17 protein-coding genes are annotated in these 21,286 nt (G+C 68.7%); 10 read left to right on the top strand and 7 right to left on the bottom strand.

Features of this window, described 5'->3' with window-relative positions; all coding sequences use genetic code 11:
• Positions 1–22: 22 nt before the first annotated feature.
• Positions 23–1,606, top strand: coding sequence for a DUF4158 domain-containing protein (locus ACUZ2Y_RS03630; RefSeq protein WP_476326858.1), 1,584 nt, complete (start codon positions 23–25; stop codon positions 1,604–1,606).
• Between the two features lie 219 nt (positions 1,607–1,825).
• Complete coding sequence (locus ACUZ2Y_RS03635) at positions 1,826–3,139, top strand: transposase (protein WP_476326860.1); 1,314 nt, start codon at positions 1,826–1,828, stop codon at positions 3,137–3,139.
• An 81-nt stretch (positions 3,140–3,220) separates the two neighbouring features.
• Here the strand turns inward: ACUZ2Y_RS03635 and ACUZ2Y_RS03640 are convergent, their stop codons facing one another.
• Positions 3,221–4,459: an FAD-dependent oxidoreductase gene (locus tag ACUZ2Y_RS03640; protein WP_476326862.1), complete on the bottom strand. Its 1,239-nt coding sequence runs from the start codon at positions 4,457–4,459 to the stop codon at positions 3,221–3,223.
• Between the two features lie 97 nt (positions 4,460–4,556).
• Between ACUZ2Y_RS03640 and ACUZ2Y_RS03645 the strand changes: the two genes are divergently transcribed.
• Positions 4,557–5,576 carry a helix-turn-helix transcriptional regulator gene (locus ACUZ2Y_RS03645; protein ID WP_476326864.1) on the top strand — a complete coding sequence of 340 codons (1,020 nt, stop codon included), beginning with the start codon at positions 4,557–4,559 and terminating at the stop codon, positions 5,574–5,576.
• Positions 5,577–5,692: 116 nt separating this feature from the next.
• Positions 5,693–6,565 carry a recombinase family protein gene (locus ACUZ2Y_RS03650; RefSeq protein ID WP_476326866.1) on the top strand — a complete coding sequence of 291 codons (873 nt, stop codon included), beginning with the start codon at positions 5,693–5,695 and terminating at the stop codon, positions 6,563–6,565.
• A 913-nt stretch (positions 6,566–7,478) separates the two neighbouring features.
• On the opposite strand, the gene ACUZ2Y_RS03655 is transcribed toward ACUZ2Y_RS03650, so the two are convergent.
• A complete protein-coding gene (locus ACUZ2Y_RS03655; protein WP_476326868.1) occupies positions 7,479–7,682 on the bottom strand; it encodes a hypothetical protein in 204 nt (67 codons plus the stop codon).
• A 372-nt stretch (positions 7,683–8,054) separates the two neighbouring features.
• On the opposite strand from ACUZ2Y_RS03655, the gene ACUZ2Y_RS03660 reads away from it, so the two are divergent.
• The 3 genes from ACUZ2Y_RS03660 (at position 8,055) to ACUZ2Y_RS03670 (ending at position 11,728) form a co-directional block, all read left to right on the top strand.
• Positions 8,055–8,330, top strand: coding sequence for a hypothetical protein (locus tag ACUZ2Y_RS03660; RefSeq protein ID WP_476326870.1), 276 nt, complete (start codon positions 8,055–8,057; stop codon positions 8,328–8,330).
• Between the two features lie 99 nt (positions 8,331–8,429).
• Positions 8,430–9,389, top strand: coding sequence for a helix-turn-helix transcriptional regulator (locus ACUZ2Y_RS03665; RefSeq protein WP_476326872.1), 960 nt, complete (start codon positions 8,430–8,432; stop codon positions 9,387–9,389).
• Positions 9,390–9,673: 284 nt separating this feature from the next.
• A complete protein-coding gene (locus tag ACUZ2Y_RS03670; RefSeq protein WP_476326874.1) occupies positions 9,674–11,728 on the top strand; it encodes a S8 family serine peptidase in 2,055 nt (684 codons plus the stop codon).
• A gap of 691 nt (positions 11,729–12,419) precedes the next feature.
• Here ACUZ2Y_RS03670 and ACUZ2Y_RS03675 read toward each other — a convergent pair.
• Positions 12,420–13,253 (bottom strand): class I SAM-dependent methyltransferase, encoded by an 834-nt coding sequence (locus ACUZ2Y_RS03675; protein ID WP_476326876.1) that lies wholly within the window; start codon positions 13,251–13,253, stop codon positions 12,420–12,422.
• 96 nt (positions 13,254–13,349) lie between these two features.
• Here ACUZ2Y_RS03675 and ACUZ2Y_RS03680 point away from each other — a divergent pair, with 96 nt between their 5' ends.
• Together ACUZ2Y_RS03680 and ACUZ2Y_RS03685 are read left to right on the top strand one after the other, a co-directional pair.
• The gene (locus tag ACUZ2Y_RS03680) at positions 13,350–13,787 is read left to right on the top strand and encodes a hypothetical protein (RefSeq protein WP_476326878.1); all 438 of its coding nucleotides are present in this window, start codon (positions 13,350–13,352) and stop codon (positions 13,785–13,787) included.
• 105 nt (positions 13,788–13,892) lie between these two features.
• Positions 13,893–14,231, top strand: coding sequence for a DoxX family protein (locus tag ACUZ2Y_RS03685; RefSeq protein ID WP_476326880.1), 339 nt, complete (start codon positions 13,893–13,895; stop codon positions 14,229–14,231).
• A 4-nt stretch (positions 14,232–14,235) separates the two neighbouring features.
• On the opposite strand, the gene ACUZ2Y_RS03690 is transcribed toward ACUZ2Y_RS03685, so the two are convergent.
• Positions 14,236–15,915, bottom strand: a complete 1,680-nt coding sequence (locus ACUZ2Y_RS03690; protein ID WP_476331566.1) for a ribonuclease J — start codon at positions 15,913–15,915, stop codon at positions 14,236–14,238.
• Positions 15,916–16,045: 130 nt separating this feature from the next.
• Here ACUZ2Y_RS03690 and ACUZ2Y_RS03695 point away from each other — a divergent pair, with 130 nt between their 5' ends.
• Positions 16,046–17,659, top strand: a complete 1,614-nt coding sequence (locus tag ACUZ2Y_RS03695) for a peptide chain release factor 3 (protein ID WP_476326882.1) — start codon at positions 16,046–16,048, stop codon at positions 17,657–17,659.
• Positions 17,660–17,734: 75 nt separating this feature from the next.
• On the opposite strand, the gene ACUZ2Y_RS03700 is transcribed toward ACUZ2Y_RS03695, so the two are convergent.
• Genes ACUZ2Y_RS03700 through uraD form a run of 3 tightly spaced genes read right to left on the bottom strand, consistent with a single transcriptional unit; the run spans position 17,735 to position 21,282 of the window.
• Positions 17,735–18,871: an XdhC family protein gene (locus tag ACUZ2Y_RS03700; protein ID WP_476326884.1), complete on the bottom strand. Its 1,137-nt coding sequence runs from the start codon at positions 18,869–18,871 to the stop codon at positions 17,735–17,737.
• 2 nt (positions 18,872–18,873) lie between these two features.
• The gene (locus ACUZ2Y_RS03705) at positions 18,874–19,368 is read right to left on the bottom strand and encodes a nucleoside deaminase (RefSeq protein WP_476326886.1); all 495 of its coding nucleotides are present in this window, start codon (positions 19,366–19,368) and stop codon (positions 18,874–18,876) included.
• Between the two features lie 9 nt (positions 19,369–19,377).
• A complete protein-coding gene (gene uraD / locus ACUZ2Y_RS03710) occupies positions 19,378–21,282 on the bottom strand; it encodes a 2-oxo-4-hydroxy-4-carboxy-5-ureidoimidazoline decarboxylase (RefSeq protein WP_476326888.1) in 1,905 nt (634 codons plus the stop codon).
• Between the last annotated feature and the right edge of the window lie 4 nt (positions 21,283–21,286).

Raw genomic sequence — 21,286 nt, forward strand, 5'->3', positions numbered from 1 at the left:
TGATCTTGCTGGGGTGGCGGGTGTGGCGTCGATCGATCGAACTGCCTACCCGCGGTTCAAACGCATGGTGTCCGGGCGGGAGCTGGTCGAGGCGTTCAGCCCGACCGTGGACGAGCTCGCATGGGCACAGGACAAGACCCAGAACGATCAGCACCTGCTGGCCCTGGTGGTGCGACTGAAGGCGTATCAGCGGCTCGGGTACTTCCCGAAGCTCGCGGACGTGCCGTCCGTGGTGGTCGATCAGGTGCGCAGTGTGCTGGAGCTGCCTGACGAGGTGGCGGCGGAGACCGACGCGGACCGGACCGCGAAGCGCCACCGGCAGTTCGTGCGTGAACACCTGGGCGTGAAGTACGAGGCGGCGAAAGTGCGGGCGGTCGCTGAGGCGGCAATCCGCACGGCGGTGCAGACGAAGGACAACCCGGCCGACCTGATCAACGTGGCGCTGGAGGAGCTGGTCCGGGCCCGCTGCGAGCTGCCGGGCTACACGACGCTGGACGCGATGGCCGCCACGATCCGCACGGAGGTCAACTCCGGGTTCTTCGGAATGGTCGCGGCCCGGCCAGACTGGACCGAGCGAGCCCGGCTGGATCGGATGCTGGTGGTGGACCCGGCCACGCGGCGCAGCGAGTTCGACCGGGTCAAAACCCCGGCGCAGTCGGCCACGCTGGGCAAGTTCAAGGCGCGGCTGGTGCACTTGCAGGCGCTGGACGCGATCGGCCCGACCGAGGTGTGGCTGAGGGGTGTGCCGCCGGGGAAGGTCGTGCACTTCGCCGGCGAGGCGCGGATGGCCGGTGTCGACGACATACGCAAGACCGGCGACGCGAAGCGGGTGACGTTGCTGATTAGCCTGCTGCACCAGCAACGTATCGAGGCGCGCGACGAGGTGGTGACCATGTTCTGCAAGCGCATGGCCGCCCTGCACAAGAAGGCCAAGGAGCGCCTGGCGGAGCTACAGGAGGCATACCGCGCGGAGACCGAGCGGCTGGTCGGGGTGTTCGGCGAGGTCCTGGCCGGCGCCCACGAGGCGATCACCCCACCCGAAACGGCCGACGGCGACGGCGGCACGGTTGCCGGTGATGCGGCAGTGGATGGCGAGGTCGCGGAGCGGGCCGGGCGGTCGCTGTTGAAGACGCTGGAGGCCGCCGGTGGGCTGGAGCACCTGTCGGCGGCGTTCGAGGCGGTGTCGGCGTATCACGGCAACAACTACCTGCCGCTGCTGGAACGGTTCTACCGCTCGCACCGCCCGACGCTGTTCACGCTGGTCGACGCGCTGGAGATGGAACCGACGACCGCGGACCGCAGTGTGATCGACGCGGTGGATTTCATCCGCGCCAACCGTGACCGGCGCAGCGACTGGATCGAGGAGAAGACCACCCACACCCGCGACGGGCAGCAGGTCACCGTGGCGATCGACGTCGACGCGTTTGCCTCGCTGGGGTGGCGCAAGGTACTGCGGGAGCGGGACCGGCCGGGGATGCTCTCGCGCCGGCACCTGGAAGTGTGCGTGTTCTCCCACCTGGCCGCCGAGCTGCGCTCGGGCGACATCGCCGTGGCGGGGTCGGACTCCTACGCCAACCTGGGCGCCCAGCTGATGAGCTGGGAGTAGTGCGAGCTGCTGGCCGCGCAGTTCTGCGAGCAGGCCGGTATCCCGGCCGAGGCCTCGGCGCTGGTCGCGTTCTACTGTCGTCAGCTGGCCACGACCGCGGCCGAGGTCGATGCCGGGTATCCGGCCAACACCGACCTGACGCTGGAGGAGGGCAAACCGACGCTCAAACGCCGCAAGGGCGCCGAGCGGCGTCCGTCCGCGCTGGCGCTGGAGCAGGCGGTGCATCAGCGGCTCCCGGAGCGCAGCCTGCTCGACATCCTGACCCGCGCGGCGTATCTGACCAGGTGGCCGCGCCATCTGGGCCCGGCGTCGGGGTCGGACCCGAAGATCCGCGGCGACGCGCTCGGCCGCTACGTCCTGACCGCCTACGCCTACGGCGGGAATCTAGGAGCGACCGAGGTCGCCCGGCACATGCGAGGCAAGGTCTCCGCGCACGAGCTCTACACCGCGGGCAACAAGCACTCCACCGCCGACAAGGTCCACAAGTGCTCGGCGGACGTGATCAACGCCTTCCACACGCTGGACGTGGCCGGAATGTGGGGCGACGGGCAGGTGGTCGCCGTCGACGGGTCGCAGGTCGACACCTGGGAGAACAACCTGCTGGCCGAGTCCCACATCCGCTACGGCGGCTACGGCGGGCTGGCGATGAGGTTCGTGTCCGATTCCTACATCGCGCTGTTCAGCCACTTCGTTCCCTGTGGGGCGTGGGAGGCCGTCTACATCATCGATGGGTTGCTGCACAACGATTCCGACGTCCAACCGGACACCATCCACGCCGATACGCAAGGGCAATCGCTGCCTGTTTTCGGGCTCGCGGCGCTGCTGGGATTCGAGCTTCTGCCGAGGATCCGCAACTGGCACGACCTGAACTTCTACCGCCCGGACGCCGCGACCCGCTACGACCACATCGATTCCCTGTTCGGCGACAACGCCATCGACTGGGCCCTGATCGAGCGCCACTGGACGGATTTGCTGCGCACCAGCATCTCCATCCGGGAGGGCCGGGTGTCGTCGGTGACGCTGCTGCGCCGGCTGGGCAACCACTCGCACAAGAACCGGCTCTACCGGGCGTTCCGGGAGTTGGGCAGGGTGATTCGTACGGTGACGCTGTTGCGGTACCTGTCGGATCCGGGCTTGCGGGAGCAGATCACCGCGGTCACGAACAAGACCGAGGCGTTCCACGGCTACTCGGAATGGCTGATGATCGGCGGCAAGCTGATCGGCCACGACGATCCCGAGCACCAGGAGCGGGTGATCAAGTTCAACGAGCTGATGGCCAACTGCGCGATCTACTCGACCGCACTGGACATCACCGACGTGGTCAACCAGCTCGCCGCCGAGGGCCACCCCGTCGACACCGCCGATCTGGTGACCATCACGCCCTACATCACCCACACCATCCGGCGGATGGGCGATCTCGTGCTCAACCTGTTCCCCGCCGGCCGAAGCGCCGGTGACCCGGCTCGACCTGGAACCACGGGTGCTGTTCGCCCCACGTACATGAGCGGAAGTGTCACAGTCCCGGCGGCGTGACCAGCAGGTCAGGGGCAGATCGGGGCTATTCGGCGACGAGCATAGCAAGATCGACCACAGCGCGATCACACCGAGCATTCGTCAGTGGCGTAGTCGGGTGGCTGCGGCCAGGATCGGGGTGCTCATGGCGGTGATTGCGGCGCCGAGTGTGGTGTCGGTGGCCAGGATCCAGCGGACGGTTTTCATGGCCAGCGTGAGGACTTCGGCGCCGCGTTGACGCATGCCTGCCTCGAACTCGCCGATGGCGTCGCTGAGGGTGGTGGTGCCGCCGGTGGCGTCGCGGAGGTGCTTGAGCAGGCTGGCGGCGTCGCGGATGGCCGCGCCTGCTCCCATTCCGGCGGTGGGTGGTGTGGCGTGGACGGCGTCACCGAGCGCGGTGATCCGACCTGCGGGCCAGGGTGCAAGATCGGCCGCGTGGGTGGAGGCGGCGTTGAAGCGGAACCCGGCCACGCTGCGCGGGTCGGCTTGGGTGATGACCTCAAGTGTGTGCTCGGCCCAGCCCCGTTCGCGGAACCGGCCCAGCAGCGCGGCCTGCAACTCGGTGCCATGCAGGTCCCGCAGGGCATCCGTCGCGGCCGATTCGGGAAACATGGCGCCCCAGATGTAGGTGGGTCCGGTGGTCACCGACATCCGCAGCTCTGGGGCGTCGAGGGCGGTGTTGCCGACTGGGTCGAGGAAGCCGGTGTAGAGCGCGGCTCCGCGCGGGCCGATCCCCATTCCCGAGCGCGGCCCGAGCCGCCGCTGCTCGCCGGGACTCAGGTCCTGACGACGAGTGCGTCCGGAGAACCCCATGATGCCCGCCGGTTTGTTGGTCGGCCCGCCCGCCAGGTGGCGGGCGATCACCGAATGGGTGCCATCCGCGCCCACCACCAGATCCGCCGACACCGGCGCGCCGTCGGTGAACAGCACCCGTGGCAGGCCGGCATCATCACAGCCGAGGCCGGAAACGCCGCGTCCCAGATGTAGGTCATCGCCGACCGCTTCAGCGAGCAGCATGCGCAGGGTGATCCGATCGACATCGACACTGGCGCTGTCGCTGAGGTCCGGGCCGTGACCAAGCAGTCGGCCGCGGCGGTCCCACAATGTGTCACGCGGCCGCAGCCGTAGCGCCGAGCCCGATGCCAGCAGGCGCCGCATGATCTCGGGTGCCACCAACTCCTCCAGCGCCGACTGAGCCCGTTCGTCCAGGGTGATGTGGTAGCCGCCCGTCGCCGCTACATCGGTGTCACGGTCGAACACCGCCACGTCGAACCCCCGACGACGCAACCCCGCTCCCAGCGCGAGCCCACCGATCCCGCCACCGACCACGACCACCCGCATACCCCGACCGTCCTTTCGCTACCGCTTTGCCAGAACAGGGCCACCCTGACATCAGTGGTGGACATCGAGTGGCCACTACTAGTGCAAGATGAGAACTATGGCGGACACCGCACACCGGGCATTGCGCCTGCTGTCCCTGCTGGGAACAGGACGGCAGTGGCCACTACGCGAGCTCGCCGCCCGGCTCGGGGCCAGTACGCGCACCGTCCGCCGCGACATCGAGACCCTGCGCAGGCTCGACTACCCGATCACCACCATCCACGGTCCCGCCGGCGGCTACCAGTTCGGCACCGGACACACCCTGCCGCCGCTGCTGTTCGACCACGACCAGGCCCTCGCGGTCGCGGTGGCTCTGCAAACCGCGCCCAGCACCATGTTCGGCCTCGACGACGACGCGGCACGAGCACTGGCCACCCTGCACCAGGTCATGCCCCCCGCTCTGCGCGCATCCATGGAAGCCCTGCACCTGACCCGCCTGCAGAACTATTGGGAATTCTCCGCACCGCCCATCGACCCTGCCGCGCTTACCGCCGTCGGAACCGCAGTACGCCACCGCCACCAACTCATCACCGAAACACTGCGTCCCGACGGCGTCCGCCCAGAACCCGACGACCCCGACTTCCAGCCCGCCCGCCGCATCGAGCCCCACCACCTGGTCGTTTGGGCCGCCCGGTGGTACCTGGTCGCCTACGACCTCACCGACCACCAATGGCGAGTGCACCGCGTCGACCGACTACACCCCCGCCCCACCACCCAACGCTTCGCCGCCCGCGACCTCCCCGGCGAAGACCTCGCCCACTTCGTGATGACCAGTCACGACCGCGGCGACACCCCCGCCGCCTGGCCATGCACCGGCACGGCCCGGCTCAATCTGCCCGCTCACATCGTGGCCCGCTGGACACCAGGCGGCTCCGTCGTCGAACACCTCGACACCGACCACTGCCGACTCACCCTCGGCGCCTGGTCCTGGGCAGGCATCGCAGGCATCCTCGCCACCTTCGACACCGAACTCACCGATCTCCACCCACCCGAACTTGTCCACGCGTGCCAACGCCTCACACGCCGATGGGCCCCTATCGCCGATGCCGGCGAGAGCCCCGGTCCTTCGCATAAATGACCAGTTGTGACAGTTCTGCGAACCGCCCGATCCGGGCCGGAGATCCCAGGTCGCGATTCGCACAACACCTCGCAGAACTACCCCTAGTTTTGAGAGAGTTCTGAGAGACTGGCGGCATGCAACTCGGACCTGAGGACACTGCGGCCGCGGTCGAACGCCACCCCTGCCCGCAATGCGACGTTCCCGCCGGAAGCGCCTGCCGCACCCGCGCCGGAAAGACCGCCGCGAGATACCACACCGCGCGGTTCATCCTCGTGCCCGCGCTGCGCGACGAACTCACCGTTCCCGTTCCAGCCGATCGCGGACCGGGCAAGAAGTGGACCCAGGGCGCCCAGGTCGCTCCGGCGGCACCGGAGACGAGCGGGGCGCCGATCCGGATCGGCTACGCCCGCTGCTCGACGGCCACCCAGGAACTCCAGTCCCAGCTTGACGCGCTCGCGGCCGCGAAGTGCACGCGAGTGTTCTCCGAGAAGATCAGCACCCGCATCAAGATCCGCCCCGAGCTCGAGAAGGCGCTCACGCTCACGCGCGAGATCAAGACCGCCGCGCCGGACCAGCCGGTGATCCTCACCGTGCACGAGATGAAACGCCTGGCGCGAAACGCCGCCGAACTGATGACCCTCTCCGCGCAGCTCCATGGTGGCGGGATACAGCTGGAACTGTTGGGCGGGCCGTTGACCGGGATCTACGACCCGCACGGCATGGGCTCCATGCTCTTCGCCGTGCTCGCCGTCGCCGCCCAGCTCGACCGCGACTACATCCGCGACAAGACCCTCGAAGGCCAGCAGGCCGCCGCCGCACGCGGCAACCACGGCGGCCGGCCCAAAGTCATCGACGAAGACGACGTGCTCTTCGCCCGCGCACTACGCGACAAGGGCACCCCAATGCCCGACATCGTCAAGAAGCTGACCATCAAAACCGGCAAGAACGCCGGCCAACACCCCTCAGTCGCCTCGCTCTACCGCGCCCTCGCTGACAACGACGCCTGACCAGGGCCTACACCGGGCCGCGGCCCCTTTCTGGCGTATTCGGTTCCCGCCCCTTCACCGCGGGCGCCGAGGTCGCCCGGCCGACCGCCTTTGACGTGGTTCCGGACGACGTCGCAGCCAAGCTCTGGTAGGCACGTCCTGGCCAACCTCCTACCCGCCCGACGGCTGCGACAGTGTCCCCGCATCGTCAACGAGCCATCTCCAAATACCAGGCCAGAGGCCCGGTCATCGACCGGACCAGCTACAAAGCCACCCTGGCCACCGACATCCTGGCCCCACCAAAGATCTTGACAGCGACGACAAAGACTTTTATAACTACACGGCCTTGGGGCTAGGGGTGTTGGGTGGCGCCGCGTACGGCCCCGCAGTCCAGGGCCAGTGCGGATCGCAGCGGTCCACGACCCGGACGAGATCGCCGACCGGCTGGCCCTTGATGGTCATCATTGGTGTTGATCCGCACAAGTCGACGCACACCGCTTCGGCGTCGGATCCGGTCACGGGCCGATCGGTGGACACGATCCGGATCGATGCGTCGTTGGCCGAATACCGGCGGATGTTGTTGTGGGCCAAGCGTTTTCCGCAGCGCCGGTGGGCGGTGGAGAACGCGTGCGGTCTGGGCCGGAATCTGGCGCAGTGGCTGATCGCCCGAGGTGAGTCCGTCGTCGACGTGCCCTCGACCGCCACTGCCCGGGTGCGGGAGTTGTCCCGCGGCGGGCGCCGCAAGCCCAAGCCCGCCACCGACGATCAGCCCAACGGCCCTGAGCCGAGGCTGGCGCCGCGGTTCCTCGCGCCAACGACACGCTATAGCCGGTTCAGAACTACTCCATCCACGAATGCCCCCGAACAGACGGCCGGACAAGGCCGTTCCGGGACACGGTGCGCATCCCGGAACATCGTTCGGTCTACGTTCGGTCTACGGGGATCCAGGGCCACCCTGGCTCTTACACGAAGCGGGGCGCAGATCCTGCGGACCGGTGCATTGCCCGCTCTGCCCCGAGCCGTTGCCTCCGTTGGTGGGCGGGGACGGTTCGGCGAACGCGGTGACCGCACCGCCGAGACCCAACGCCACGACCATCGCCAGCGTGGCGATCGGCCGCACAATCTTGTGTAGCAGCATGACAACCCAACTCCTCACCATACCCGCGCGGACACGCTCCCTTAAGCCTCCGCCTGCGGCCGGGGAACCGGCAGGGGTACAAGGACCTGCTCACTCACCGCGTCCCGGCCGGTACTCCACGCAGCACACCACAAGCCAGTCCGGCGGTGATCGTCGTGAGCGCACCCATCCCGCCGATTCACGGAAACAGCGTTCTACCCCGCCCAGCAACTCGCGGCCCGGGCCGCGGCATTCGCCCGCGCCACCCACCTGTCCGCAGCAGGGGTCACCGCGCTGACCCTCATCAGCCTGGCCAACCGCTATCCGCCGGCGAATCCCGAATTCTCCGACCGCAACCGGCAGAACCACGGTATTTTCGTCAAGGAGAACTGGGTGTTCTCCGCGCTGGCCATCGATGTGTTGGTGCTGCTGGAGATCACCGGCCGCATCACCGAGTTCGGCACCACCCCCAACAAGGCGGCGGCCCTCGGCGAGAACATCATCCTGCTGGCCAACCTCGCCTGGTCGGCGTGGCTGATGCTGGACCTCGTCCGCGGGCGCGTCCCGTTCGCCGCCCTTGAACGCTGGCAGACCGCGTATCTGCCCGTGTACGCCGTGTGGGCGTGGATCGTGGTCCTGGTCTTCCCGCCGCTGTTCGCCTACCTCTGAGCTGTCGCGGGTCTCCTGGCGCCGCGGTTCTGTATGTTCTCCGAACCACGGATGCCCCGCCCCGACCGGGCGGATCCGGTGACCTCGGGCGAGGTGCGCATGTTACTGCTGGAACCCGTCGGCTTGGGGCAGGCCGAGAGCGAGGCGTACCTTGCCCTGCTCGAACTGGGTCGCGCCACCGGTGCGGAAGTCGGCGGCCGCATCAGCAGGTCGGCGGAGGAGACCAGCGCGTGCCTGCGGCGGCTGGTGGTCGCTGGGCTGGCGTTTCAGATCGGCTTCGAACCCGCCCAGTTCACCCCGGTCGCGCCGGAGGTCGCGGTGGCCGCCCTCGTCGACCGCCGTCGAGGCGAACTGGCCCAGTTGCAGGTCCGCGTCGAGGAGCTGGCGGCGCGCAGGCGGTCGGTTGGCCCGGGGACCCGCAACCCGGTCGAGCTGGTCGAGGGCGAGGACGCGGTGGTGGCCGTGCTGGCCAAGCTGCAGCTCGAGGCCACCGACGAGGTGCTGATCATCGACTCCCCGCCCTATCTCGGCGGCCAGTCGGGGCCCAACGTGATCCAACTGGACCGGATGGCCGAGGGAGTCGCCTTCCGCGTCGTCTACTCACCGGAATCCCTGGCCACACCGTCGCAGGTCCAGCAGATGCACGACTGCGTGCGCGGCGGCGAGCTGGCGCGGATCCTCGCGGGTGCCCGGCCGAAGCTGGTGATCGCCGACCGACAGGTCGCGGTGCTGCCGGTCTCGTTCGACCCCGCCGACGCTGTCCGCAGGCTCGTGGTCCGCTCGGAGTCGATGCTCGCGGCGCTGTGCTCGCATTTCGAGGCGCTGTGGGAAAGCGCCGGGCCGATCTCGCTCGACATTCCGGACGAGGACGGCGTCACGGCGCGCGACAAGGAAATGATGGCGCTGCTCGCCGCCGGAATGAAGGACATCGCGATCGCCAGGACGATCGGGGTCACCGATCGCACGATCGGGCGGCGAGTCACCGAACTCATGCGCGTCCTCGGGGCGGAGACGCGGTTCCAGGCCGGTGTGCTCGCCGCCCGTCGTGGCTGGCTGTAAGGCGTCCCAGCCGCACAGCCACCGCACGGACCTCGGCATGGAGGGGGACCGTGACCCAGAGCCCGCGCGGTACGGCCCTGCCCCGCGAACGCTATTCACCGGCGTCACCGGTGGTCCAGTGCCGAACCCGACAACGGGTGAAACCGGACACCGGACCGGTGTTCCCGGTGGCAATGGGGAAATCTGGTGATGTCCGGTTCCGCGCATTGTCCGGTTCGGCACTGTGTTCCGACCATTCGCCGAATTACCGTGCCCGCGCACGAGGGCAATGGAAAGGACTTCCTGTGCAGAAGAAAACCAAGAGAGTGCTCGCAGCCGCGGTCGCGAGCATCACCGCGTCGACCGGGGTGGTGATCGCGCTGTCGACCGGGTCGGCCACCGCGGCCGACACCGCGGTCGCCCGGGCTGACGGGACGACGTCGCGAATCATCGTCGGCTACAAGGCTTCCGCCGGTGCGGCACTGTCCGATGTGGCCGCGGCGCAGGACGCCTCCGGCAAGACCACCAACAAGGGCAAGCTGGTGCGCAGGCTGTCGACCGGCGCGGCGCTCGTCGACGTCGGCTCGACCGACCGCGGCACCGTCGAATCCGCCATGCGGTCCTACCTGAACGACCCGGCGGTCGCCTACGTCGAGCAGGACCTGATCGTGCACGCCCAGCAGGTCACGCCGAACGACACCGAGTACGCCAAGCAGTGGGACCTGTTCGAGGCCGCCGCGGGCATGAACGTCCCCGGTGCGTGGTCGCAGTCCACCGGTTCCGGCGTGACAGTCGCGGTCATCGACACCGGCTACGTCGCGCACACCGACCTCGCCGCCCAGATCGTGCCCGGCTACGACTTCATCTCCGACACCAACAACGCCACGGACGGCGACGGCCGCGACTCCGACCCGTCGGACCCCGGTGACTACCGGGCGGCGGACGACTGCCTGTTCCTGCCGGCCAAGCCCACCTCCTCCTGGCACGGCACGCACGTCGCGGGCACCATCGCGGCCCAGACCAACAACAACAAGGGCGTCGCGGGCATCGCCTACAACGCCAAGATCCAGCCCGTGCGCGTGCTCGGCCGCTGCGGCGGGTCCACTGGGGACATCGCCGACGCCATCACCTGGGCCTCGGGCGGAACGGTCACGGGCGTGCCCGCCAACCCGACCCCGGCGAAGGTGCTGAATCTGAGCCTGGGTGGCGCGTCGTCGACCTGCCAGACGACCTACCAGAACGCCATCAACGGCGCGGTGCAGCGCGGCAGCACGGTGGTCATCGCCGCGGGCAACTCGAACGTGGACGTCTCCGGGTTCACCCCGGCCAACTGCGCCAACGTCGTCACCGTCGCGTCGAGCGACCGCGGGGGAGACCGGGCGTTCTACTCCAACTTCGGCGCCAAGATCGACGTCACCGCGCCCGGCGGAGAGGTGCGCCTCGAGTCCGACCCGCCGGGCAGCGTGACCACGCCGGAGAACGGCATCTGGTCGACCCTCAACGCCGGTGACCAGGCCCCGACCACCGAGAACTACGAGCCCTACATGGGCACCAGCATGGCCGCCCCGCACGTCGCCGGGGTCGCCGCGCTGATGGTGGCGAAGAAGTCCACGCTCACCCCAGCCGAGGTGGAGAGCCTGCTCAAGGCCAACACCCGCGCGCTGCCGGGCACCTGCTCCGGCGGCTGCGGCAGCGGCCTGGTCGACGCCACCAAGACCGTGACCGCGGTCAGCGGCGGCGGAACGACCACCGTCGCGGTGGCCAACCCCGGCGACAAGACCTCGACGGTCGGGACCGCGATCACGCCCGTGCAGCTCTCGGCCTCCGGGGGCACCACGCCGTACACGTGGACGGCCACCGGCCTGCCCGCGGGTCTGTCCCTCAACGCCTCGACGGGCGCCATCTCCGGCACCCCGACGGCGGCGGGCACGTCGACCGTCACCGCCACCGCGAAGGACGCCGTGGGCCGCACCGGTTCGACGTCGTTCACCTGGACGGTCACCACGGTGACAGGCTGCCCGGCGCAGACCAACGGCACCGACGTGGCGATTCCGGACGCGGGCGCGGCGGTGACGAGCACGATCACCGTCTCCTGCTCGGGCAACGCTTCGGCCACCAGCAAGGCGGAGGTGCACATCAAGCACACGTGGCGCGGCGACTTGGTCATCGACCTGGTCGCACCGGACGGCACGAGCTACCGCTTGAAGAGCGCGAGTAGCAGCGACAGCGCCGACAATGTCGACACCGTCTACACGGTGAACCTCTCGGCTGAGGCGCGCGCGGGAGCCTGGAAGCTCAAGGTCCAGGACACGGCGCCCGTCGACATCGGCAGCATCGACAGCTGGACTCTGACGCTCTGACGCTCTGACCTGACCGGCGTCGGCACGGGGACCGCTTCCATTTCGGGGGAGCGGTCCCCGTGGCCTACGTGGTCTTCTCGCTGGGCGTGAGCCGACCGTAGCTGCCGGGCAGGCCCATGAGAGTGTCGCGTGCGGTCTTGCCCCCTGGATGGGCTTCGGCGAACCGGGCGACTCTGCTCCTCGCCGCGAGGGGTCCACTCGCGGACCGGGGTCACCGGGTCGTCGGTGAACCAGCCGAACCAGTCGCTCTCGCCCCACAGCAGGTCCGTCGCCCAGTGTCACGCGAGCCGGACGCCGCCCGCCCTCCGCGCCCGGACCACGGGCGGCGTCGAGGCGGGCGAACCAGGGGTCGTCGTCCGCGACCTGCCAGGACTCCCAGCGCTCCAGGGCGTGTCCCAGCACCGGCCCAGCGGGACCAATGGTCGAACTCTCCCCTCTTTCGTTGCGCTCAAATCGCCCATCTCGCTATCTACTATCCATTATCAAGATATCCGATGGAGCCGCCGCAAGCCGGGTGCGGTTGTGATGCCTAGCCAAAAGCGCCCCGACGGACCAGGGCACACCGTCGTGTCCTCGCGGTGGCGAGCCAAGAACGCGGACCAACCACCGCGGGATTCACCGACGTGCGACTGGAGGCCTGGAGGAGCCGATGTACTTCGGCCGCGACGTCGACGACCGACTGCGGTCGTGGTCAGAGGCTCAGGCGCGTTTGGGCGGTGATGAGCCAGGCGGCGGAGTCGTAGTGGATGCCGTGGGGTGTCTGGTGGTCGGCCAAGTTCATGCGGAGGGTGTCGAGGACGCGGGTTCGCGCGTCGGCGTCGAGCGGGCGTAGGGCCCAGTTGAACTGTCCGCTGAGGAAGTCGCAGGCGTCGTCGACGTCGCGGCCGAAGTACATCGGTTCTTCCAGGCCTCGCAGTCGCACGTCGGTGAATCCCGCGGTGGTCAGCAGGGTTCGCACGTGGTCCGGGTCGCTCAGGGAGAACGGGGGTGGTGACTTCGGCGCCTGCTGGTCGGGGCCGGTGAAGATGGCGCGGAAGGTGCTGACCCATTCGTTGCGGTGTGGGGGTTGCCAGGTCAGCAGGACCAGGCGTCCGGTGGGGCGCAGGGCGCGGGCGAGGTTGGTGAACGCGGCGGGTGGGTCGCCGAAGAACATGGCGCCGTGGCGGCTGAGCGCGAGGTCGAAGGACTCTGGTGGGAACGGGTGCACCTGGGCGTCGGCCTGCAGGAAGGTCACGTTCGCGAGGTGTTCGGCGCGCTCGCGGGCGAGGTCGAGCATGGGGGAGGAGAGGTCGACGCCGAGGGCGGAGCCTTCGGTGGCCAGTCGGGCGGCGTCTCGGGTGGTTTGGCCCGCGCCGCAGCCGATGTCGAGGACGGTGTCGGTGGGCTGGATCGCGGCCGCGGTGAGGAAGTGGTCGCGGTAGGCGGCGACTCCTTCGTCGAAGCGGTCGGCTCGCTTGGCCCAGAACGCGCCTTGGTCACCGTCCCAGGCGGTCAGTTGTTCGGTGTTGGTCGGATCGACGCGCATCGGATGTCCTCCCCAGTTGTCCGGCGGGAACCGTATCGCGGATCAGCCGACGAGGGTGGGGTCCGAGCACGCGTTCGAGGGGCAGGCGAGGTTCGCTTGGACGCGAGCCTGATTGGACTTCCCCATGACCCCGTAAGGACGCTGCGCAATCCCACGGCGACGACCGACCTGTCGGCCCCGCTGTTCAGCAGCTCCGGTGTGCCGCTGGAGCGGACGTGGGGCCAGTGGTTCGCCGCGTCGGCGTCGTCGGTGGTGCGCGGCTCCGGTGGGCGGTCGCCGCGCACGGATGTCCGGCTCGGGTTCACGGGGCTGGTCCCGGGCGGTGTGTACTCGGTGTTCTGGGGCACGCTGCTGCCCGACTCGGAGAACCCGCTGTGCCCAAGGGTGGAGCGGACGCCGGCGCTGCCCAGCACCGACGCGCTTCAGGCGCCGGACCCGTCGTCGTTCGTGGCGGGTGCTGACGGGACCGCGGCGTTCCGCGGCAAGGTTGGATGGTTCGCTGCTTCGGCGAGGACGCGATGCGCCACCTGCTGATCCCGCGGAAGTGGTGACGGCTGGGTTTCTGTCACATCCGCGGGGTCGGGTGCCGTCTGTTCAGCGACTGGCCGACACCCGGTATCCGCGATCGACAGGAGTCCCATGTCCACCCCGTACGTCGTCGTCACCCTGGTCGCCGCCGCCATGGCGGCGTTCTCGGCGGTCGCCAGTTTCCTGAACCTCGGCTTCGCCGTGGCGTCCTTGGTCGACTACGGCGTGCCGCGCTCGTGGTGGCCCTGGCTCGGTGCGGCGAAGGCCGCGGGAGCCGTGGGCCTGGTGGTCGGCCTGTTCGTGCCGGTCATCGGTGTGCTCGCGGCCGCCGGTTTGGTGTTGTACTTCGTCGGCGCCGTGATCACCGTGGTCCGGGCGGGCCGGTACGCGCACATCCCGTTCCCGCTGCTCTACCTGGCCCCCGCGGCCGGGTCGCTGGCCTTGGCCTGAGTCCTCAGGCCTCGATGACCACGGGGATGACCACCGGCCGGCGCTTGTAGCTGCGCTGCGCCCACTGCCTGACCTCGCGGCCGATGATCTTCTCGAGTTCCTCAAGGTCCCTGATCTCGCGCTCGGCGGCGCCCGCGAGGGCTTTCTCGATGGCGGAGGTCGCGGGCCGGAAGGTCTCGGTGTCGTGTTCGAAGCCGTGCGCGATGTAGTCCGGTTCCTCGGCGAGGCCGCCGGTCTCCATGTCGATGATGGCGACGACGGTGATGACGCCTTCCTCACCGAGGGTGCGGCGCTGCGCCAGGGAGGCTTCGGTGACGCCGCCGACGGTCTGCCCGTCGACGTAGACGTAGTGCAGTTTGATCTTCCCGGTGATCGAGGCGAGCCCGTCCTGCAGGTCGACGACGTGGCCGTCGGCGGCGATGAGGACGCGTTCGCGGGCGACCCCGGTGCGCACGGCCAGTTCGGCGTTGGACCGCAGGTGGCGGGCCTCGCCGTGCACGGGCATCACGTTGGAGGGCTGCACGATGTTGTAGCAGTAGACGAGTTCGCCCGCGCTGGCGTGCCCGGAGACGTGGACCTTCGCGTTGCCCTTGTGGACGACGTTCGCGCCGAGGTCGGTCAGCCCGTTGATGACGCGGTAGATGGCGTTCTCGTTGCCGGGGATCAGCGAGCTGGCCAGCAGGACCGTGTCGCCTTCCTCGATGGTGATCATGTGGTGGTCGCCGGTGGCCATCCGGGACAGGGCGGCCATCGGCTCGCCCTGGGACCCGGTGCAGACCAGCGTCACCTTGTTCGGCGCCATCCCGTCCATGGCCTTGACGTCCACGACCAGCCCGGGCGGGACGTTCAGGTAGCCCAGTTCGGTCGCGACGGCCATGTTGCGGACCATCGAGCGGCCGACGAACGCGACCTTGCGGCCATGGGCCGCCGCGGCGTCGAGGATCTGCTGGATGCGGTGCACGTGGCTGGCGAAGCTGGAGACGATGACCCGGCGCGGGGTGGTGCGGAACACCTCGTTGATCGCGGGGGACAGGTCGCGTTCGGACATGGTGAAGCCGGGCACGTCGGCGTTGGTGGAGTCGGTGAGGAACAGGTCGACCCCTTCCTCGCCGAGGCGGGCGAAGCCGCGCAGGTCGGTGATCCGCTTGTCCAGCGGGAACTGGTCCATCTTGAAGTCGCCGGTGTGCAGGACCAGGCCTGCCTGGGTGCGGATGGCGATGGCGAGGCCGTCGGGGATGGAGTGGTTGACGGCGAGGAACTCCAGGTCGAACGGGCCTTTGGCGAGGTGTTCGCCTTCCTTGACCTCGACCAGCACCGGCTTGATGCGGTGCTCGACGAGCTTCGCGGCGAGCAGGCTCAGCGTCAGCCGCGACCCGACGATCGGGATGTCGGGGCGCTCACGCAGCAGGTAGGGGACGGCCCCGATGTGGTCCTCGTGGCCGTGGGTCAGCACCAGGGCGACGACCTCGTGGAGGCGGTCGCGGATGCAGCTCCAGTCGGGGAGGATCACGTCCACGCCGGGCTGGTGCTCCTCGGGGAACAGGACGCCGCAGTCGACGATGAGCAGCTTGCCCTCGTGCTCGAACACGGTCATGTTCCGGCCGATCTCACCGAGCCCGCCCAAGGCGAGCACCCGGAGGGCACCCGGTTCCAGTGGTGGGGGCGGGGCGGAGATGCGGGCCATAGTCACCCCTTAACGCTACGTGCGGGCGTTTCCTGAGGGAAATCGGCCGTCCTGATCATGCGCGGCGAGAGGCCCGCGGGTCCGGCCACGTAGGATTGTCCGGAATCCGACCAGAACGTGGGGAACTCGCATGACCGCCGCCAGTCCGGTGACCGCCTCGACCTCGGATGTGGTGTGGGAAGCGGGCCGCCGCCGCACGTTCGCGGTGATCAGCCACCCCGACGCGGGCAAGTCGACGCTCACCGAGGCCCTGGCGCTGCACGCCAAGGTCATCTCGGAGGCGGGCGCGGTCCACGGCAAGGCCGGTCGGCGCGGCGTCGTGTCGGACTGGATGGAGATGGAACGCTCCCGTGGGATCTCCATCACCTCGGCGGCCCTGCAGTTCTCCTACGGCGACTCGGTCATCAACCTGCTCGACACCCCGGGTCACGCGGACTTCTCCGAGGACACCTACCGGGTCCTGTCCGCCGTGGACTGCGCGGTCATGCTGCTCGACGCAGCCAAGGGCCTGGAGCCGCAGACCCTGAAGCTCTTCGACGTGTGTCGGCACCGGGGGATCCCGGTCATCACGTTCATCAACAAGTGGGACCGCCCCGGCATGGACGCCCTGCGTCTGTGTGACGAGCTCGTGGAGCGGATCGGCCTGCAGCCGATGCCCCTGACCTGGCCCGTCGGCGACGCGGGCCACTTCCGTGGCGTGGTCGACCGGCGTGACGGTCACTTCATCCGCTACGCCCGCACCGCTGGTGGCGCCACGGCCGCTGGAGAGGAACGCCTCGATCCGACGGCGGCGGAAGAGGCCGAGGGCGCGGAGTGGAGTCGGGCGGTCGAGGAAGCCGACTTGCTGGCCGAGACCGGTGGCGAGTTCGACCTCGACCGGTTCCTTGAGGCCTCGGCGACGCCGGTGCTGTTCGGGTCGGCGGTGCTGAACTTCGGGGTGCGGCATCTGCTGGACCTGCTGGTCGAGTTGGCGCCCCGGCCGGCGCCGCGGCTGGATGTGAAGGAGCGGCCGCGGCCGTTGGAGTCGCCGTTCTCGGCGTTCGTGTTCAAGGTCCAGACGGGGATGGACCCGTCGCACCGAGACCAGGTCGCGTTCGCGCGGGTGTGCTCGGGGATGTTCGAGCGGGGGATGGTCGTCACCAACTCCACGACTGGCAAGCCGTTCGCCACGAAGTACGTGCAGCAGGTGTTCGGTCGCGAGCGCACCACTTTGGACAGCGCGTTTCCTGGTGATGTGATCGGTTTGGTCAACGCGACTTCGCTGCGTGTGGGGGACACGCTTTACGCGGACAAGCCTGCGGTGCGGTATCCGGGTTTGCCGAGTTTCGCGCCTGCGCACTTCGCGGTGGCGCGGCCCGCGGATCTGAGTCGGGCCAAGCAGTTCCGCAAGGGTGTGGATCAGTTGGAGTCTGAGGGTGTGATCCAGATTCTCCGCTCATTGCGCCGAGGCGACGGCGCACCTGTGTTCGCCGCGGTCGGCCCGATGCAGTTCGAAGTCGCGACGCATCGGATGGACGCTGAGTTCAAGTCGCCGGTTCGGTTGGAGCCGTTGCCGTACTCGGTGGTGCGGCGGTTGGCTGATCCCAAGCAGCGGTCGATTGTGGACGGTGGGACGCGTAGTGAGGTTCTCACTCGCACCGATGGGGTGGATTTGGCGTTGTTCATCGACGCTACGGCTATGGGTGTGATGCGTCGGCTGAATCCTGACATTCTTTTGGAGCCGTTGGTCGCCAGCACCGATTGATCCGGGCGTCTTGGGCGTGTGGGTGCCTGTTCGCCCGCTTTGTTCGGCCCGTTGCCTTTTGTGTTCTTGCCTTTCTCACATGGTTTGTTGGGGGAGGTGGTCGACTGATTCCCCGTGGATGCGGCCGGTGGTGTTTGACAAGGGTTGGCCGGTAGCTCCCCATCGGGCTGCGATGATCTCCGCCGCGATCGATACCGCCGTCTCCTCTGGGGTGCGGGCGCCGAGGTCTAGGCCGATCGGTGAGGACAGTCGGGCCAGTTCGGCCGTGGTCAGGCCCAATTCCCGCAATTGGGCCAGCCGGTCCTCATGGGTTCGCCGTGATCCCATCGCCCCGATGAATCCCGCTTCGGTGCGCAGCGCGAGTTCCAGTAGCGGCACGTCGAATTTCGGATCGTGGGTCAGCACGCACAGCGCCGTCCGCCTGTCGATCAGTCCCCGGGAGATCGTGTCGGCGAGATACCTGTGCGGCCAATCGACCACGACCTCATCGGCGTCCGGGAATCGCTTCCGGGTGGCGAACACCGGCCGGGCATCGCACACCGTCACGTGGTATCCGAGGAATTTGCCGATCCGAGCCACTGCCGCCGCGAAGTCGATGGCCCCGAAGACAACCATCCGGGCCGGTGGGGCGAACGACTGCACGAACACCGAGATGTCCTCCCGCATCCGTTCGCCCCGGGGCCCGTAATGGCGCACCGCCGTCGTGCCCTGTTCCAGCATCGCCACCGCGTCCTCGATGACCGCCGCGTCCAGCGCCGCGTCGCCCAGGCCACCGGACACCCGGTCCGGCCACACGATGAGCCGCTCGCCCAAGCTCACGCCTGGGCTGACGACGGTCGCGATCGCCACCGGGTTGGTGTCGATCGACGCCGCCACGTCGTCGAACTCGGCGAAGGTGGCGGCGTCGACCGGTTGCACGAGGATGTCGATGATTCCGCCGCAGGTCAGGCCCACGGCGAACGCGTCGTCGTCGGCGACCCCGTACCGGGCCACCGCCGGCTGTCCGGTTTCGATGACTTCCCTGGCCAGTTCGTACACGGCGCCTTCGACACAGCCGCCGGACACGCTGCCGACCGCTTCCCCGGCCGCCGAGACCGCCATGGCGGCCCCGGGTTGGCGGGGGGCGGACCGGAACGTGTCGATCACCGTGGCCACCGCGAACCGTTCACCGTCGCGGTACCAGGGGCGGATGTGGTCGAGGACGTCGCGCACGGTCAGTACTCCACTCGGCCGGGGTTGTTGGTCCAGGCGTCGAAGGGGGCGTTGTGCTGGTCGACCGAGAGGTGGGCGACCGGCACGGTCCAGGTGTCCCTGGGGGACTCGAACAGCTTGTAGAACGCCAGGTCGTCGAATCCGGCCGCGGCGGCGTCGTAGCGGTCGGCGGCGTAGACGACCTGGTCGACCCGTGACCACAGGGCCGCGGCCAGGCACAGCGGGCATGGTTCGCACGAGGTCACCAGGACGCAGCCGTCGAGGGTGAAGCTCGACAGCTTGCGGCACGCCTCGCGGATCGCCACCACTTCGGCGTGGGCGGTGGGGTCGAAGTCGCGGGTGACCCGGTTGACGCCGACGGAGATCAGTTCGCTGCCGTCGCGGACGATCACCGCGCCGAAGGGGCCGCCGCCGTCGGCGACGTTCTCGGTGGCGAGGGCGACCGCCCGGTCGAGCCAGGGCTTGAGGTCGGAGGACTGCGCGGACTGTGCGGACACTGGCTTTCCCTACTTCTCTGAGATGGCGAGCGAATCGGCGTGCTCGGGTTCCTCGACGAGGTCCCGCAGCCGCAGGTTGGCGATCTTGGCGATTTCCACCAGGGCGGTGGCGCGTTCCTGGCCGAGCGAGTTCTGCAGCCGCGCCTCGGCGACGGGCAGGATCGTCTCCTTGGTGTTCTCGCGGACGCAGATGACCAGCGGGAAGCCGAACTTCTCGTGGTAGGCGTCGGTCAGGTCGTGGAACCGGTCGTATTCCTCGAAGGTGAGCCGGTCCAGGCCCGCGGCGCACTGGTCGCGCAGCGACTCCGGGCCCAGCACCCGCTCGACGAGGGCTTTGCCCGCGAGGTCCGGGTAGGACTTGATCAGCTCCAGCGCGACGCGGTCCGGGGCGTTGAACAGGGCGGTGTGGAAGGCGTGCCGCATGGCGTAGACGCCGTCGAAGGGGCGGGCGGACCAGGCTTCCTCGGCGATCCACGGGCCGTTCTGGAACAGCACGGAGAACCGGCGGGTGAACTCTTCGCGTGACATCTGGTTGACCTGGTCGAGGGTGACCTTCTCCGGCTCCGGTGTCGAGGACACCGAGTCGGGGGTCTTCTTGCCGCCCCACACGTTGAACAGCAGGTTGAGGAAGATCGCGGAGAGGCTGCCGAGGGTGATGCCGCTGCCCACGATGATCTGCAGGCTGTCCGGCACGTTGCTGAAGAACTTCGGCACCCCCACCGGAATCAGCGCCAAGCCGACGCTGACCGCTACGACCATGACGTTGCGTTGGTCGTGGAAGTTGACCCGGCCCAGGGTTTGGAAGCCGACGACGGCGACCGTGCCGAACATGGCCAGGCCCGCGCCGCCGAGTACCGGGTGCGGGATGCCCGCGACGATCGCGCCCGCCTTGGGGATCAGGCCGATCAGGATCATGAACACACCGGCCGCGGCGATGACGTAGCGGCTCTTGACGCGGGTCAGCCGAACCAGGCCGACGTTCTCGGCGAAACAGGTGTACGGGAAGGAGTTCAGGACACCGCCGAGGGTGGTGGCCAGGCCGTCGGCGCGCAGCGCGCGGGAGATGTCGTCGCGGGTGATGCGCTTCTTGACGATCTCCCCGGTGGCGAACACGTCGCCGGTGGTCTCCACGGCGGTGATCAGCATGACGACGATCATGGAGATGATCGCGGTGACGCTGAACTTGGGCCATCCGAAGTGGAACGGGGTGGTCACGCCGAACCAGTCGGAGCTGGCGACGGCGTCGAAGTGCGCGTGGCCGAGGATCGTGGCGAGCAGTGTGCCGCAGACCAGTCCGATGAGGACGGCCACGGTGCTGAAGAACCCGCGGGAGAGTCGGTAGATCACCAGGATGATGGCTAGGGTGCCACCGGCGTAGGCGAGGTTGGTGAGGCTCGCGTAGTCCGGTGAGCTCATGTTGCCGCCGGCGGCGTCGTTGGCGGCGACGGGCAGCAGCGCGATGCCGATGACCGAGATGACGGTGCCGGTGACGACCGGTGGGAAGAACCGGACGAGCTTGCTGAAGTACGGTGCGATGAAGAAGGTGAACAGGCCGGCGACGATCACCGAGCCGTAGATCGTCACCAGGCCCTCGGTGCCGCCACCGGCCGCCATGCCGATCGCGATCATCGGGGACACGGCGGTGAACGTGACGCCTTGGAGCAGCGGCAGCCGGACGCCGACCTTCCAGAACCCGATGGACTGGATGATCGACGCGATGCCGCAGGTGAACAGGTCGGCGTTGATGAGGTGGATCAGTTGCTCGTCGGTCAGCCCGATCGCGTTGGCGAGCAGGATCGGGACGATGACGGCGCCTGCGTAGAAGGCGAGGACGTGCTGGAAGCCGTACAGGGCGAGCTTGCCCGCGGGCAGTACCTCGTCCACGGGATGGGTATGGCGGTTCTTGGCGGACATGGCG

This window comes from Actinokineospora sp. UV203 (assembly GCF_056323665.1).

Coding starts and splice junctions, on each gene's coding strand:
- ACUZ2Y_RS03650 (WP_476326866.1), top strand. CDS start 5,693: ATGCAACTCGGACCTGAGGACACTGCGGCCGCGGTCGAACGCCACCCC.
- ACUZ2Y_RS03685 (WP_476326880.1), top strand. CDS start 13,893: ATGTCCACCCCGTACGTCGTCGTCACCCTGGTCGCCGCCGCCATGGCG.
- ACUZ2Y_RS03640 (WP_476326862.1), bottom strand. CDS start 4,459: ATGCGGGTGGTCGTGGTCGGTGGCGGGATCGGTGGGCTCGCGCTGGGA.
- ACUZ2Y_RS03695 (WP_476326882.1), top strand. CDS start 16,046: ATGACCGCCGCCAGTCCGGTGACCGCCTCGACCTCGGATGTGGTGTGG.
- ACUZ2Y_RS03665 (WP_476326872.1), top strand. CDS start 8,430: ATGTTACTGCTGGAACCCGTCGGCTTGGGGCAGGCCGAGAGCGAGGCG.
- ACUZ2Y_RS03690 (WP_476331566.1), bottom strand. CDS start 15,915: ATGGCCCGCATCTCCGCCCCGCCCCCACCACTGGAACCGGGTGCCCTC.
- ACUZ2Y_RS03645 (WP_476326864.1), top strand. CDS start 4,557: ATGGCGGACACCGCACACCGGGCATTGCGCCTGCTGTCCCTGCTGGGA.
- ACUZ2Y_RS03655 (WP_476326868.1), bottom strand. CDS start 7,682: ATGCTGCTACACAAGATTGTGCGGCCGATCGCCACGCTGGCGATGGTC.
- uraD (WP_476326888.1), bottom strand. CDS start 21,282: ATGTCCGCCAAGAACCGCCATACCCATCCCGTGGACGAGGTACTGCCC.
- ACUZ2Y_RS03675 (WP_476326876.1), bottom strand. CDS start 13,253: ATGCGCGTCGATCCGACCAACACCGAACAACTGACCGCCTGGGACGGT.